The organism is Thioclava sp. 'Guangxiensis', from assembly GCF_045348365.1.
GTDB lineage: Bacteria > Pseudomonadota > Alphaproteobacteria > Rhodobacterales > Rhodobacteraceae > Thioclava > Thioclava kandeliae.
In genome coordinates this window covers 725,990-740,911 of record NZ_CP155822.1, presented here as the reverse complement: position 1 = coordinate 740,911, position 14,922 = coordinate 725,990, and the positions used below count along the sequence as shown (strand labels likewise).

Genomic DNA, 14,922 nt, shown 5'->3' with positions numbered 1-14,922 from the left:
GCCAAAAGGAAAATGCGCGCCCCGAGGGACGCGCATCTTTATTCTTCCGGTATATGCTCGCGGTAATCATCCTCGCGGAAACGGTCCTTGTAAGGCGCCCAGAGCCGTTTATTGGCAAGATAGAGCAGGATCGTCAGAAGCGAGAGGATCAGCACCGCCACAAAACCCCATCGCTTGCGGTCCACCAGCTTGGGCTCTGCCGCCCACATCAGGAAGGCCGACACATCGCGGGCCATCTGGTCCACCGTGGCGGGGGTGCCATCCTCGTAGTCGATCATATCCGCCATCAGCGGCGGCGGCATCTGCAGCGCGCCAGTCGGGAAGATATGGTTCTCGTAGAGGACATTGCCCGCCGTTTCGGTTTCCTCACCGGTATAGCCGGTCAGGAGCGAATAGATATATTCGGGGCCCCCCATGCCCTGCACAAGCTGCGCGATCCCCGTGCCATAGGGTCCGTGGAAGCCCGCACGCGATTTGGCCATCAGCGACAGATCGGGCGCACCGGCAGAGGTGTTGGCAGGGAAATGGTCGGTCTCCTTGCCCGCGCGCTCCTCGCCCGTCTCGGCATCTGTCACCGACATCTCGGCGGCATAGGCGCGGACCCAATCGGGGTTCATGGCCAGTCCGTCCTTGTCCGAGAGCGTGCGCAGCGCCACATATTTCAGCCCGTGGCAGGCCGAGCAGACCTCGCGATAGACCTGGAAGCCGCGGCGCAGCTGTTGCTGGTCATAGGTGCCGAAAGGGCCCTCGAAGCTGAAGGGGATATCGGTGACATGGCCGCCTTCATTGGCATGGGCCGCAAAGCCCAGCCCGAGAGCGGCAATGGCAGAGATCAGAAGGGTTTTCATCACAGACCCCTTTCCGCGGCGTCGGGGCCGTAATGGGCGTTGAAATCATCCTCGATGGTGGCGGGCAGGGGCTTTGTTTTCTCGATACGGCCCAGCACCGGCAGGATCACGAGGAAATAGGCAAACCAGTAGGTCGCGCCGATCAGCGAGATATAGGGGTAGATGCCGCTGGTGGGCATCGCGCCGACCCATGTGAGGACTACGAAGTCGATTGCCAGAAGCCAGAACCAGACCTTGAAGGCCGGACGGAACATGCCTGAGCGGGTCTTGGAGGTGTCGAGCCACGGTGCCAGCACCATTACGATGATCGAGCCGAACATCGCGATCACACCGAAGAATTTGGCATCGATGAAGCCGAAGGTGATCTTGTTGACGAGGTTCACCACCCAGACATCTGCCGTAAAGGCGCGCAGGATCGCGTAGAAGGGCAGGAAATACCATTCGGGCACGATATGGGCGGGCGTGGCCAGCGGGTTCGCCTCGATATAGTTGTCGGGATGGCCCAGATAGTTGGGCATGAAGGCCACGACGGCGAAGAAGATCAGCAGCACCAGCGCCAGCGCGAAGAGGTCCTTCATCACGAAATAGGGCCAGAAGGGCAGGGTGTCTTTCTGCGCCTCTTCCTTGGAGGTCCGGCGGACCTCGACACCGGTGGGGTTGTTATTGCCCGTGGTGTGGAAGGCCCAGATATGCAGCGCGACCAGCGCCGCAATCACGAAGGGCAGAAGGTAATGCAGCGAGAAGAAGCGATTGAGCGTGGCGTTATCGACCGCAGGTCCGCCCAGAAGCCATTCCTGAATGGACGGCCCGATGCCGGGGATCGCGCCAAACAGGCCGGTGATCACCGTGGCACCCCAGAAGGACATCTGCCCCCAAGGCAGCACATAGCCCATGAAGGCCGTGCCCATCATGCACAGATAGATGATCATGCCGATGATCCAAGTCACCTCGCGGGGCGCTTTATACGACCCGTAATAGAGGCCGCGGAAGATATGGAGATAGACCGCAAAGAAGAAGAGCGAGGCGCCATTGGCATGCAGGTAGCGGATGAAATAGCCGCCATTCACATCGCGCATGATGTGCTCGACGGAGGCGAAAGCGAGGCTGACATGGGGCGTATAATGCATGGCCAGCACGATGCCGGTCACGATCTGCAAGACCAGACAGAAGGCCAGAACGATGCCCCAGATCCACCACCAGTTCAGGTTTTTCGGGGTGGGGATCATGATGGTGTCATAGACGAGGCCGATCACCGGAAGGCGCGAATGCATCCATTTGCCGAACCCCGTCTTGGGGGTGTAGCGATCATGGGGAATGCCGGACATAGGTTCCTCCCTCAGCCCAGTTGAATGGTGGTATCATCGGTGAATTTCGCCACCGGAATGTCGAGATTGCGCGGGGCAGGGCCTTTGCGGATGCGGCCTGCGGTGTCGTAATGCGAGCCGTGGCAGGGGCAGTACCAGCCGCCGAAATCGCCCGAGGCATTGCCGATCGGCACGCAGCCCAAGTGGGTGCATACACCCATCATCACCAGCCACTCGCCCGCCTCGTCCAGAGTGCGGTTCTGGTCTTCGGCATCGGCACCGGGCTTGTTGGCGTTCTCGGCGGAGGTGTCGATCAGATCGCTCATGGGCACGGCGCGGCCCGCCTCGATCTCGGCGGCGGTGCGGCGGCGGATGAAGACGGGCTTGCCCCGCCATTTTACGGTAATCTGCGTGCCCTGCTCGACGCCCGAGATATCGACGAAGATCGACGAGAGCGCCTGAACATCGGCCGAAGGGTTCATCTGGTTGATCAGAGGCCAAGCGGCCGCCCCTGCGGCGACGGCGCCGGTGCTTGCGGTTGCAAAATAAAGGAAGTCCCTACGGGTGCCTTTGTGATCGTCTGAGTGGGACACGCGTTCCTCTCCCTTGCCTAGACTGTGCCGTGCCTGTCTTTTGCCCGCCCTGCCGTCCGACCGAAAGGCCAAAGACTTCTGCCGCGCGGGAGACGCGGCCTCGGGCCTCTGCCTTCGGGCGGGATGCAGGCCAGCGGCCTGACAGACCGATGCCCTTTTACGGGAACATAAAGTTCCGCCTCTAGCATCCGATACACAGGCAAGGCTTTGCCCTGCCTTGATTTAGGTCAAGACAATGTGAAGAGGTCTCAATCGGGGCTGAGCATATAGCCCAGACCCCGCACCGTCTGCAGATAGCGCGGCTCCTTGGGGTCGCGCTCCAGCTTGCGGCGCAGGCGGGTGATCTGGACATCGATGGCGCGGTCGCCCGCTGCCTCGTCGGAGGCGGGCCGGTCGCGGGCCAGTTCCTCGATCAGATCGGTGCGCGAGACTACATCGCCCGGACGGGCGGCAAAGATCTTCATCAGGGCCATCTCGGTCGCGGTCAGACGGACGATCTCCTCGCCATCCCACAACTCCCCCCGGTCCTGATCATAGCGCAGATCGCCCAGATGCAGGAATTTCGGCCCCGAGACGGTCTCGGCGGGCACACGGCGCAGGATCGCATTGATTCTGAGCAGCAGCTCGCGCGGCTCGAACGGCTTGGCCAGATAGTCATCGGCCCCCGCCTCGAGCCCCTCGATCCGGTCGCGGGTCTCGCCACGCGCGGTCAGTAGCAGGATCGGGGTGCGCAGCGTCTTGTGCAGATCCATGGTCAGGCTGATCCCGTCCTCGCCGGGCATCATGACATCGAGCACGATCAGGTTGAATTCGAGCCCCTCCAGCAGGCGGCGCGCATGGGCGGCATCGCGGGCGGTAGTAACGATAAAACCGTTACGCATCAGGAATTTGCGCAAGAGCGAGCGGATACGCTCATCATCATCGACGATCAGCAGATGGGGCGCTGCGGGATCATAGGCCATCAGCTGTTGTCTTTCATCGTCTGGTATTGCTCTTGCAGCTCGCGGTCCATCATCGCCTCCAGCACCTGACGGAAGCCCGCCACTGCCTGCGGCCCCGCCTGACGGTAGGCCGCACGCATCCGCGCACGCTGTGCATCCGAGATCTCGCGCTCCAGCGCAAGGCCGGTATTGGTCAGATACAGATGGCGCTCGCGCTTGTCCTTGCGGCCCACGCGGTTGTCGACCAGCCCATCCTCGATCAGGGTGCGCAGAACGCGGTTGAGCGACTGTTTCGTCACCCCCAGAACCGACAGCAGCGCCGTCACCGTGAGCCCTGGCTGACGGTTGATGAAATGCAGCGCGCGGTGATGGGCACGGCCATAGCCATGCTTGTCGAGAATCCGGTCGGGGTCGGATGTGAAGGCCCGATAGGCGAAAAACATCGCCTCGATCCCTTTGCGCAATTGCTCGTCGGTCAGAAACAGAAGGGTCTCGCCGCCCTGTGATCCGATTTCCGCCATGTCTCACCTCATTTTTTACCAAGTTTACGTCAACGATGTTGACTTTCCAAGGATGGATTGGTAGCGGATCGGCATGTTTTGCGTAATTTTGTGATTTTATAGATCACAATATCGCAACTAATGAAAAGTAAGCTAGGACAGGAGGTTGAAATGGCCGGTGCTTATGATGATCGCGATGGAAAGATCTGGATGGATGGCCGGCTGGTCGACTGGCGCGATGCCAAGGTCCATATCCTCAGCCATGCCATGCATTATGCCTCCTCCGTTTTCGAGGGTGAGCGCTGTTATAATGGCAAGATCTTCAAATGCCGCGCGCATTCGGAGCGTCTGATCGAGTCGGGCCGCCTGATCGATATGGAGATCCCCTATACGCCGGAAGAGCTCGATGCCGCGAAATATGCGGTGCTCGAGGCCAATGGCTGGTCGGATGCCTATGTGCGGGCGGTGGCCTTCCGCGGCGCGGGGCTGGATATGGGCGTATCGGCTGCGCGCAATCCGGTGCAGGTGGCGGTGATCGCATGGGAATGGGGCAGCTATTACGGCGATGCCAAATGGGAGGGCGCCAAGCTTGATATCGCGAAATGGGCGCGTCCCGACCCGCGCACCATTCCGGTGCAGGCCAAGGCCTCGGGTCTTTATATGATCTGCACCATGTCCAAACATGCCGCCGAAGCCAAGGGCTGCTCGGATGCGCTGTTCCTCGACTGGCGCGGCAATGTGGCTGAGGCCACCGGCGCCAATATCTTCTTCGTCAAGGATGGCGAGATCCACACGCCGCTCGCAGATTGCTTCCTGAACGGGCTGACCCGCCAGACCATCATCGTCTTGGCGCGCGAGAAGGGGATCACCGTGCATGAGCGCCGGATCAACCCGCTGGAACTGCCCTCGTTCGACGAGTGCTTCCTGACCGGCACGGCCGCCGAGGTGACCCCCGTGGCCCAGATCGGCGAGACCACCTTCACGGTGGGGCCGGTGGCACGGGCGCTCTCGGATGCCTATGAGGCGCTGGTGCGCAGCTGATCGACACTCCCGCAATTGAAAAAAGGCGCATCCTCCCCGATGCGCCTTTTATCTTTGCGTCAACCCGTCTTTGCGTCACACAGTGCCGAGCCCGTGATGGGCGATCCGCATGAAATGCATCACCTGTTGCTGTGCGTTGGATTTGCGCGGGCGCTGCAGAAGGGCGCGGGTATTGCGCGCCATCTGCCCGTCAAGATCGAGCTTCAGGAACCGGCGGCAGCGGCTGTTGTCGGTGCGTGTCGGGATATGGTCCAGAACATGTTTGGTCATAGCAGGGTCCTCCTTCCCCGCCGTGACCATAGCACGAAAAAGGTCCGTATCGGAATTAATTTTCCCGAAGGTTGATCGGCGGGAAACCATGATCGCAAAGAACGCTCAGCCCTGTGGGGTCTGGGCCTTGCGCTGGCGGTCGCGCTGCAGGCCCAGCTGGCGCTCGCGCCATATGATCAGGATGCCCGCAAAGATGATCACAGCCGCCCCGATCAGTGTCATGCTGGTGGGGATCTCGGAGAAGAAGACGAAGCCGATGATAAGCGCGAAGATCATCGAGGCGTAATCGAAGGGCGCGACGATCGAGGCCGGCGCGAAACGGTAGGCCGAAGTCAGCAGGATCTGCCCCACACCGCCCAGAAGCCCCGCGAGGATCAGGAAGCTTGTGTCCCGCAGGCTCGGCAGGACCCAGCCGAAGGGAATGGTGACCAGCGACAGCACGGTCGAGGTGATGGTGAACCAGAAGACGATGGCCGAGGTCCGCTCGGTGGCCACGATCTTGCGGATGAAGACCTGCGCCAGTGCGGCACAAAGCGCGCCGGTCAGCGCCATCATCGCCCCGAAGGCCTGCGCATCCGAGGTCTCGCCCAGATCACCCAGATTGGGGTAGAGCACAATCAGCACACCCGCTAGACCGATGGCCACGGTGGTCAGACGGAACACCCTTACCTCCTCGCCCAGAAACATCGAGGCAAGGATGACCACCAGAAGGGGTGTGGCATAGGTAATCGCGGTCAGCTCGGGCAGGGGCAGGAGACCGAGGGCCGCGAAGTTCAGTGCCATCGCCGCTGTGCCCGCGATCCCGCGCCAGAAATGGCCCAAGGGACTGGCGACCTGAAAGCCCACCCGCAACTGACCGCGCATGGCCAGCCAGACCACGATCACCGGAATGGCGAAGAAGGACCGGAAGAACACCGTCTCGCCCGCAGGGACCGTATCGGCCGTGGCCTTGATCAGCGAGGACATCACGATAAACGCCAACACGGAGACGGTCTTGAGGACGATACCTGTTAGGGGAGAAAGCTGGGCGTCGGAACTGTCGGGCATGGGCGCGGTCCTTGGAATACTAAGCTTGGCTAGCACGCTTTCTTCAGCTGTTCCAAGGCCCAATGCGCTGCATCGCTGACAGTTTCATCCGCATCCTGCGTAAGCTCCTGCACCTGCCCGATAAAGTCGCGCCTGCCGGAATTGCCCATCGCGTAAAGCACATTGCGCACCATCCGGTTGCGCCCGATGCGCTTGATGGGCGAGCCGGAAAACCGCTCGCGGAAGGCTGTGTCATTGAGGGCTGCCAGATCGGCCAGATCGGGCGCGCGGTGGGGGCCGTGATAGCGCATCTCGCGCGCCTCGGCGGCAAACTTGTTCCATGGACAGGCGGCCAGACAGTCATCGCAACCATAGATCCTATTGCCCATCATGGCGCGCAGATCATGGGGCACGGGGCCCTTATGCTCGATCGTCAGATAGGAGATGCAGCGACGCGCATCCAGTCGATAGGGTGCGGGGAAGGCATTGGTGGGGCAGGCATCCAGACAGGCGCGGCACGAGCCGCAATGGCCGGTATCGGGCGCATCGGGCGTCAAGGGGATCGTCGTGAAGATCGCCCCCAGAAAGAACCACGATCCCAGATCGCGCCCCAGAAGGTTGGTATGTTTGCCCTGCCAGCCGAGCCCTGCCGCCTGTGCCAAGGGCTTTTCCATCACGGGGGCGGTATCGACAAACACCTTGATCTGCGGATCATCGCCCAGCGTTGCTGCCTCGTCCATCAGCCAGCGGCCCACGCGTTTGAGCCGCTTTTTCACCAGATCATGGTAATCCTTGCCCTGCGCATAGACCGAGATCCCGCCCTGTTCGGGGTGGTTCAGGACCTCCATCGGGTCGTGGTCCGGCGTATAGGTCTCGGCCAGCATGATGATTGATTGCGCCTCGGGCCAGAGCGCATCGGGCGCGCCGCGCCAGTTCATGCGCTCTTCCATCCAGCCCATATCGCCGTGATAGCCCGCCTCGACAAAGGCGCGCAGGCGCTCCATCGCCTCGGGGATCGCATCGGGGCGGGTGATGCCCATCTTGGAGAACCCTTCGGCCAGCGCCTGTGCGTTCAGGCGCTCCTTCAGCCGGGCATAGGGATCAGAAGTCAAGCTCGGCATATTGCGGGCTGGGCCGCATCCCCGGAAGCTGGTCGGCCAGAAGCGAGCGGAAGGCGGGGCGCGATTTGATCTTGGCGTACCAGTCCTTCACATTGCGCGAGCGGTTCCAGTCCACATCCGAGATGTAATCGAGGCAGCTCAGATGCGCGGCGGCGGTGAAATCGGCCAGAGACATCATATCGCCCGCAAGCCAGCGGCGCTCGTTGAGGAGCCAGTCCATGTAATCGATATGGTATTTGATCGCGGCCAGGCCCCCCTTGACCGTGCGGCTGTCGGGATAGCCCTCCTTGCGCACCTTCTTCCAGACGCGCTCGTTCATGATGGGGCCGGAGACCTCCGCGTTGAACTTGTCATCGAACCAGCTGCACAGGCGGCGCACCTCGTAGCGGCCCATCGCATCTTGCGGAAGCAGGCGCGGCTCGGGGGCGATCTCGTCGAGGAACTCGCAGATGGCCTGGCTTTCGGTCATCAGCATGCCCTCATAGCGCAGGATCGGCACTTTTCCGGCAGGGTTACGGCGCATCAGATCGTTGGATTTCTCCCAATACCGCTCTTCGACCAGCTCGACTTCCATCCGCTTTTCCGCAAGCGTCAGGCGCACTTTACGGCAATAGGGCGACAGCGTCATATGGTAGAGCCGGTTCATCTTCACCTCTTCTGGCGGTTGGGGGCAGATCCGGTGATACGCGGGAATGCGGGACTGTTCAATCCTTGCCTGATTCGCGGCGTTTTTTCGGTTTTTTCGGTTTGGGGGCGGGGATCGCCTCATGGGCCGTGCGGATCAGCCCCATCAGCCAGTCCCCGTCCTCCCACAGATCGGGGTCGATCCGGTAATAGCCCTGCGCGCCTTTCACAGGGCTGTCCTTGACGGGATCGTGGCCCGTGCCCTCGATATAGGCGCCGATTTCGGGCAGGGGGCGCAGGAACAGCGCGTCATTGATCAGGAAGGCCACGCATTTGACATCCGTATAGACGCCATAGCCGCCAAACATCCGCTTCGTATGGACGCGGCCCTCAAGCTGTTCGCGCAGGAGCAGCTCGATATCGGGAGAGACAGGCATCTAGAACTTGCGGCGGGCTTTCAGCGCCGCGCCGATGGTGCCGTCATCGAGATAATCCAGCTCGCCGCCAATCGGCACGCCCTGCGCCAGCGTGCTGACATTGATCTCGCGCGCCTCCAGCGCCTCGGCGATATAATGGGCGGTGGTCTGACCCTCGATCGTGGCGTTGAGCGCCAGGATCACCTCGGTCACGTTCTCCGCGCTGATCCGGTCGAGAAGTTTGGGGATGCCCAGCTCGTCGGGGCCTACGCTATCGAGCGCCGAGAGCGTGCCGCCCAGCACATGGTAGCGCCCCTTGAAAGCCTGACCGCGCTCCATGGCCCAGAGATCGGCCACGCTTTCCACGACGCAGATCTCGCCGGTGGCGCGGCGCGGATCGGTGCAGATCTCGCAGATCTCGCCCGTTCCGATATTGCCACAGATGGTGCATTCGCGGGCATGCGCCGCCACCTCGCCCATTGCCCGCGACAGAGGCGCCATCAGCCCCTCGCGCCGCGTGAGCATATGCAGCACGGCGCGCCGCGCGGATCGCGGCCCGAGGCCCGGCAGGCGGGACATCAGCGCAATCAGCGCCTCGATTTCGTCGCGGGGCCCGGCCATCAGGTCAGATAGGCAGGTTCATATCGGCCGGAAGACCCATATCCTGCAGCATCTTTTTCTGCTCTTCCTGCGCGCGGACCTTGGCACGCGATTGCGCATCCTTGATCGCTGCCATGATCAGGTCCTCGACCACCTCTTTCTCGGAGGCCACGAGGATCGAAGGGTCGATATCGAGCCCAAGAAGATCGCCCGAAACGGCGGCGCGCACCTTCACAAGGCCCATGCCGGCTTCACCGGTGACCTCGATCTTCTGCATCTCTTCCTGCAGGCCCTGCACGCGTTCCTGCATTTCCTTGGCCTGTTTCATCATCTTGGCCATGTCGCCAAGACCGCCCAGGCCGCCCATACCTTTGAACATCGGGGTTCTCCTTTCTCAGTGATCCTCGAAGGGATCCCATTCATCTTCGACTTCGTGCAGGACGGTGTCCTGCATCTCTTGCGCGATCTCCTCCGAAGAGGTGATCTTCTCGAATTTCACGCCCTCGAATGTGGCAAAGATCGCCTGCACCAGAGGGTTGTCCATTGCGGCTTTCTCTGCGATGCGCCGGTCGGCATCGCGCATCTCGGCAATGGTCTCGGCGCCACCCTCGTTGACAACCGACACGCCCCAGCGTTGTCCCGTCCAGTTTTGGAGACGTTGCGCCAGATGGGCGGCCAGCGATGTTGGTGCGCGTTCTGCGGGCTGGAACTCGATGAGGCCCGGGCGATAGCGCACGAGGCGCAGCCCGTTTTCCACATCCATCAGCAGCGTCATGTCGCGCATCCGGCGGATCAGGTCGACGACCTTCTCGAATGTGTCGAACCGTGCCAACGCTTCCTCGGCAGAGGGCTGCTGGGCCAGCGCCAGATTGCCTGCGGCCACAATGGGCTGGCCGAAGCGCGCCCGCATCGTGGTGGCATAGGGATGGATCGCCATCACCTGACCATTGCCGGACATGGTCGGTCCGTGCACCGGCCCGCCCGAGGGCGCAGCGCCACCCATGCCACCAGAAGGAGCGCCACCCGCAGGGGCACCTCCGCCCGCGCCACCACCACCCGTGGGGGGCTTTACCCCCGGCCCGTCCTGAATGCGGCGCAAGAGCGCCTCGGGGTCGGGAAGGTCGGCCACATGGGTCACGCGGATCACCGCCATCTCGGCGGCCATCATGGCGTTGGGGGCCGAGGAGACCTCCTCGATAGCCTTCAGGAGCATCTGCCAGAGCCGCGTCAACACCCGCATCGGGATCTTCTCGGCCATGCCCATGCCACGGTCACGCTCGTCGGGGGGGATGGTCGGGTCTTCGGCGGCATCGGGCGTGATCTTGATCACCGAGACCCAATGGGTGATCTCGGCCAGATCGCGCAGGATCGCCATCGGATCGGCGCCATCGGCATATTGCCCCGCGATCTCGGTCAAAGCGCCTGCGGCATCGCCCTTGAGGATCATGTCGAAGAGATCGAGCACACGGCCACGGTCGGCAAGCCCCAGCATTGCACGGACCTGATCGGCGGTGGTCTCGCCCGCGCCATGCGAGATGGCCTGATCCATCAGCGACATCGCATCGCGCGCCGAGCCTTCGGCGGCGCGGGCAATCAGCGCCAGCGCATCGGCGTTGATCTGGGCGTTTTCCTTGGCAGCCACCTTGGTGAGATAGTCGATCATCACCTCCGGCTCGATCCGGCGCAGGTCGAACCGCTGGCAGCGCGAGAGCACGGTGACGGGCACCTTGCGGATCTCGGTCGTGGCAAAGATGAATTTCACATGCGCGGGCGGCTCTTCCAGCGTCTTCAACAGCGCGTTGAAGGCGTTGGTCGAGAGCATGTGGACTTCGTCGATAATATAGACTTTGTAGCGGGCCGAGGCCGCACGGTAATGCACGCTCTCGATGATCTCGCGGATATCATCCACGCCGGTGCGGGAGGCCGCGTCCATCTCCATCACATCGACATGGCGGCCGTCTGTAATCGCGCGGCAATGCTCGCAGACGCCACAGGGTTCGGTAGTGGGGCCGCTTTGGCCATCTGCACCGATACAGTTCAGCCCCTTGGCGATGATCCGCGCGGTGGTGGTTTTGCCAACACCGCGGATGCCCGTCATGACAAAGGCATGCGCGATCCGGTCCGCCGCAAAAGCGTTTTTCAACGTGCGCACCATCGCCTCCTGACCGATCAGATCGGCAAAGGTGGCGGGGCGGTATTTACGGGCCAGAACCTGATAGCCGCCTTTTTCGGGGGCGTCGGTTCCCATCGCGTCTGTCATGACCTCTCCTTTGGTTGGCGCCAATCTAGGGATTGGGCCGCCCGCGGGCAAGGTGCGATGATGTGTTCTCCCTCGTCGCGGGCTATTCGCGTGCGAGCGCCACCACCGGATCAAGCCGCGAGGCCGAACGGGCAGGCAGGTAGCCGAAGACGATCCCGATCAGCGTGGCCGAGGTGAAGGCCGCAGCGATCGTGACCCCCGAATAGACGAGCCGCGTGCTGGGCGAGACAATGGTGATGACCTCACCGATACCAAACGCCAAGGCGACCCCTAGCGCCCCGCCTAATATGCAGACCATCACCGCTTCGATCAGAAATTGCGCTGTGATGTCGGACCGTCGCGCACCCACCGCCTTACGGATGCCGATCTCCTTCGTGCGCTCGGTCACCGAGACCAGCATGATGTTCATCACGCCGATGCCGCCCACGATGAGCGAGATCACTGCAATCGCCGAGATCAAATAGGTTAGCGTTTGCGAGGTGGACTGGATCGTTTCACGAATCGTGTCGGAATTGCGCAGGAAGAAATCGACCGTGCCGTGGCGCTGTTCCAGCAGGTTGTTGATTGCGGTTTCGGCCTGATCCATATCGGCGCCATCCTTCACCTGCACGGTGATCGAATCGACCGTATCGGCGCCGGTCACCCGCACCATCATGGTGGTATAGGGGGTGAAGATCTTGATCGATTGCGGCCCGAAACTCGCGCCCGAGCTTTCCACTACACCGATCACCTGCAGCGGGATGCGCCCGATCAGTACGCGCTGGCCGATGGGGTTGTCGGTGCCAAAGAAGGTCTCGGCGGCGTCCGCATCAAGCACCGCGACCTGGGTGCGGTTGGTGACGTCGCTTTCGTCAAAGACTGCGCCCTTGGTCACCGTATAGGCGCCCAGGTCGAAATAACCCGCCGTCACCCCGTTGACCGAGGCCGAGGCGGTGACATTGCCGTGGATCACATTGGCGGTCTCCGATACTTCGGGCGAGACGCTTTGCGCAACATCGAGGCTTTCGAGCGCCGTGGCATCAGAGCCCACCAGCGTTTCCACCCGATTGGCGCGCCTGTCGCCAAAGCCCGTGCCCGGACGGATCGAGATGGTGGAGGTGCCGATGGAGGCGATGTTTTCCAGCACCTTCTGTTGCGAGCCATTCCCCAGCGCCACCACGGACACCACGGAGGTGATGCCGATGATGATCCCGAGCATGGTCAGGAAGGACCGCAGCTTATGGGCGGCGATGGACTTCATCGCCATGCGAGCTGCCTCGCGCAACCGGTCGAGCCAGACGCCAAAGCCCCCCGCGCCTTCGGAAGGCGGCGTGATGCGCGCTCCCGAGTGATGCGGCACCTTGCGGGTATCGTCGATGATGCGCCCGTCGCGGATCTCGATCACGCGTTCGGTCTGGGCGGCGATCTCGGGGTCATGGGTGACGATGATGACCGTATGGCCCTCGGCATGAAGCTCCTGCAAGAGGGCCATCAGCTCTTTGCCCGACTGGCTGTCAAGCGCACCGGTGGGCTCATCTGCCAGGATCACCTCGCCGCCATTCATCAGTGCGCGGGCTACCGAGACCCGCTGTTGCTGCCCGCCCGAAAGCGCACCGGGGCGGTTGCCAAGGCGCTCGCCCAAGCCTAGCCGCGTCAGCAGGTCCTGCGCACGCTTGCGGCGCGCGCCCCGCGACATGCCACGGTAAACGGCGGGGATCTCGGCGTTTTCCACCGCATCGAGTTCGGGCATCAATTGGTAACGCTGGAAGATGAAGCCGAAATGCGCCCGACGCAGCTCGGCCAGATCCTCGTCGGCCATCCGGCCCACCTCGGCACCGTCAAAAAGATAGCTGCCCTCATTCGGACGGTCGAGACAGCCGAGAATGTTCATCAGCGTCGATTTGCCCGAGCCCGATTGCCCGATGATAGAGACCATCTCACCCGCTTCGATCTTCAGATCGACGCCATGCAGGACGGTCACTTCCTGGTCGCCCGCAGCAAAGCTACGGCGGATATTCTTCAGTTCGATCAATGCCATGAGACGCCCCTTACATGCCCATCATCGGCGGCGGACCACCCGGACCACCACGGTCGCTGCTGGCCGAAGGGGGCGGGCCGGAAGGCGCCTGCATGGCCACGACCTTATCGCCCTCGGTCAACCCGTCGGTGATGGCGGCAGTGGTTTGGTCCTCGAGCCCCACGGTGATCTCGCGCATGGCCGGTTTGCCGTCAGCGCCCATCACCTGCACGCGGTATTTCCCGTCTGGCCCCTTGGGCGGCAGCGACGAGACGGGGAGCGTCAGCGCGTTATCGGCCTCGTCGATGATGATCGTCACATTGGCCGACATGCCGATCCTGAGCAGGCCATCGGGATTGTCCACGGTGAACAGCGCATCGTAATAGATCGCGCTATCGGTATCGATCTCGTCATCATCCTCGATGGAAGACGGCGCGGGCTCGACCTTGTCGAGCGTCGCCTCATAGGTCTGGTCCGGATCGCCCAGAAGCGAGAACTCGACCTTCTGGCCCGCTTTGACATTGATCACATCCGCTTCGGAGATCTCGGCCTTGATCTGCATCTTGTCGAGCTTGGCGAGTTTGACGATGGTCGGCGCATCCTGCGAGGCGTTCACGGTGGTGCCCTCGCCATTGACCACGGCCACGACGGTGCCGTCGATAGGCGCGGTGATCTTGGTGCGGTCGAGATCCAGCTCGGCCGAGGAGACCTCGATCACGGCGCGGGCGCGTTGCGCCTGAAGCGAGACCAGCCCCGCCTTGGCCATCTCGAGCGTGGCCTCGGCTGTTTCAAGATCGGACGTGGCCGAGAGCTTTTGCGAATTCAGCCCGGACTGGCGGGTTACATCCAGTTGCGCGACCTTGATCTCGGCCTGTTTCGAGGTGATCTCGGCGTCGATCTGGTCCAGATCGGCCTTGGCCTGTGCGACGGCATTCTGCTGTTCGAGGCTGTCGATCTGCGCGATCAGATCGCCTTCCTTGACCTCGTCGCCGACTGATACGGCCAGTGTCTCGATCTGGCCCGAGGTCCGCGCGCCGACCGACACCAGATCATCGGCCTCGATCAGGCCGGTCGCCAGCACGGTCTTACGCACATCACCGCGGCTGACGGCCACAGTCTGGGGCGCGGCTTCCTCGGCGGCATTGCTGCGTGAATGGAACCACGCCAGAAGGCCCGCCGCAATCACGATAACGGCCAGCACTGAAGCGACTTTCACGCGTGCCGATTTCAATTTTTGCGTCATAGGCCCGTCCATCACTCCATGCGTCTTTCACGTTCAACGCCGTATGGGGCAAAATCTGTCTGATGAAATCGTACATTCACGCAAATATCAGCTGATCCAAGACCATATGGCTTTGGAGACGGTGTGGCGGATGCACCTG

General features: G+C 62.3%; 16 protein-coding genes. 1 reads left to right on the top strand and 15 read right to left on the bottom strand.

Going from position 1 to position 14,922, the window contains the following annotated elements:
* Nucleotides 1–38: 38 nt before the first annotated feature.
* The 5 genes from ABEB22_RS03640 to ABEB22_RS03620 form a co-directional block, all read right to left on the bottom strand.
* The gene (locus ABEB22_RS03640; RefSeq protein WP_406870843.1) at nt 39–851 is read right to left on the bottom strand and encodes a cytochrome c1; all 813 of its coding nucleotides are present in this window, start codon (nt 849–851) and stop codon (nt 39–41) included.
* Nucleotides 848–2,173, bottom strand: a complete 1,326-nt coding sequence (gene petB, locus ABEB22_RS03635) for a cytochrome b (protein ID WP_406870842.1) — start codon at nt 2,171–2,173, stop codon at nt 848–850. Before petB ends, ABEB22_RS03640 begins: the two co-directional genes overlap by 4 nt.
* An 11-nt stretch (nt 2,174–2,184) precedes the next feature.
* Nucleotides 2,185–2,745, bottom strand: a complete 561-nt coding sequence (gene petA, locus ABEB22_RS03630) for a ubiquinol-cytochrome c reductase iron-sulfur subunit (protein ID WP_406870841.1) — start codon at nt 2,743–2,745, stop codon at nt 2,185–2,187.
* Nucleotides 2,746–2,993: 248 nt separating this feature from the next.
* Complete coding sequence (locus ABEB22_RS03625; RefSeq protein ID WP_339114216.1) at nt 2,994–3,707, bottom strand: response regulator; 714 nt, start codon at nt 3,705–3,707, stop codon at nt 2,994–2,996.
* Nucleotides 3,707–4,207 (bottom strand): MarR family transcriptional regulator, encoded by a 501-nt coding sequence (locus ABEB22_RS03620; protein ID WP_339114217.1) that lies wholly within the window; start codon nt 4,205–4,207, stop codon nt 3,707–3,709. The genes ABEB22_RS03625 and ABEB22_RS03620 overlap by 1 nt, the downstream gene beginning before the upstream one ends.
* A gap of 150 nt (nt 4,208–4,357) precedes the next feature.
* Between ABEB22_RS03620 and ABEB22_RS03615 the strand changes: the two genes are divergently transcribed.
* Nucleotides 4,358–5,227: a branched-chain amino acid aminotransferase gene (locus ABEB22_RS03615; RefSeq protein ID WP_406870840.1), complete on the top strand. Its 870-nt coding sequence runs from the start codon at nt 4,358–4,360 to the stop codon at nt 5,225–5,227.
* A 75-nt stretch (nt 5,228–5,302) separates the two neighbouring features.
* On the opposite strand, the gene ABEB22_RS03610 is transcribed toward ABEB22_RS03615, so the two are convergent.
* The 10 genes from ABEB22_RS03610 to ABEB22_RS03565 form a co-directional block, all read right to left on the bottom strand.
* Nucleotides 5,303–5,497, bottom strand: coding sequence for a hypothetical protein (locus tag ABEB22_RS03610; RefSeq protein WP_406870839.1), 195 nt, complete (start codon nt 5,495–5,497; stop codon nt 5,303–5,305).
* 105 nt (nt 5,498–5,602) lie between these two features.
* Complete coding sequence (locus ABEB22_RS03605) at nt 5,603–6,544, bottom strand: DMT family transporter (RefSeq protein WP_406870838.1); 942 nt, start codon at nt 6,542–6,544, stop codon at nt 5,603–5,605.
* Nucleotides 6,545–6,573: 29 nt separating this feature from the next.
* Nucleotides 6,574–7,644 (bottom strand): tRNA epoxyqueuosine(34) reductase QueG, encoded by a 1,071-nt coding sequence (queG, locus tag ABEB22_RS03600; protein WP_406870837.1) that lies wholly within the window; start codon nt 7,642–7,644, stop codon nt 6,574–6,576.
* Entirely contained in the window at nt 7,625–8,290 is a 666-nt protein-coding gene (locus ABEB22_RS03595) for a glutathione S-transferase family protein (protein WP_339114222.1), read from the bottom strand. The genes queG and ABEB22_RS03595 overlap by 20 nt, the downstream gene beginning before the upstream one ends.
* A 58-nt stretch (nt 8,291–8,348) precedes the next feature.
* Nucleotides 8,349–8,705 carry a TfoX/Sxy family protein gene (locus ABEB22_RS03590; RefSeq protein ID WP_406870836.1) on the bottom strand — a complete coding sequence of 119 codons (357 nt, stop codon included), beginning with the start codon at nt 8,703–8,705 and terminating at the stop codon, nt 8,349–8,351.
* On the bottom strand, nt 8,706–9,305 hold the full coding sequence (recR, locus tag ABEB22_RS03585; protein WP_339114224.1) for a recombination mediator RecR: 600 nt from the start codon (nt 9,303–9,305) through the stop codon (nt 8,706–8,708). It lies immediately after the preceding gene.
* 4 nt (nt 9,306–9,309) lie between these two features.
* Nucleotides 9,310–9,663, bottom strand: a complete 354-nt coding sequence (locus ABEB22_RS03580) for a YbaB/EbfC family nucleoid-associated protein (RefSeq protein WP_339114225.1) — start codon at nt 9,661–9,663, stop codon at nt 9,310–9,312.
* A 15-nt stretch (nt 9,664–9,678) separates the two neighbouring features.
* On the bottom strand, nt 9,679–11,544 hold the full coding sequence (locus ABEB22_RS03575) for a DNA polymerase III subunit gamma/tau (protein WP_350936326.1): 1,866 nt from the start codon (nt 11,542–11,544) through the stop codon (nt 9,679–9,681).
* Between the two features lie 82 nt (nt 11,545–11,626).
* Nucleotides 11,627–13,561: a MacB family efflux pump subunit gene (locus ABEB22_RS03570; protein WP_406870835.1), complete on the bottom strand. Its 1,935-nt coding sequence runs from the start codon at nt 13,559–13,561 to the stop codon at nt 11,627–11,629.
* Nucleotides 13,562–13,571: 10 nt separating this feature from the next.
* Nucleotides 13,572–14,783 carry an efflux RND transporter periplasmic adaptor subunit gene (locus tag ABEB22_RS03565; protein WP_406870834.1) on the bottom strand — a complete coding sequence of 404 codons (1,212 nt, stop codon included), beginning with the start codon at nt 14,781–14,783 and terminating at the stop codon, nt 13,572–13,574.
* Nucleotides 14,784–14,922: the final 139 nt, after the last annotated feature.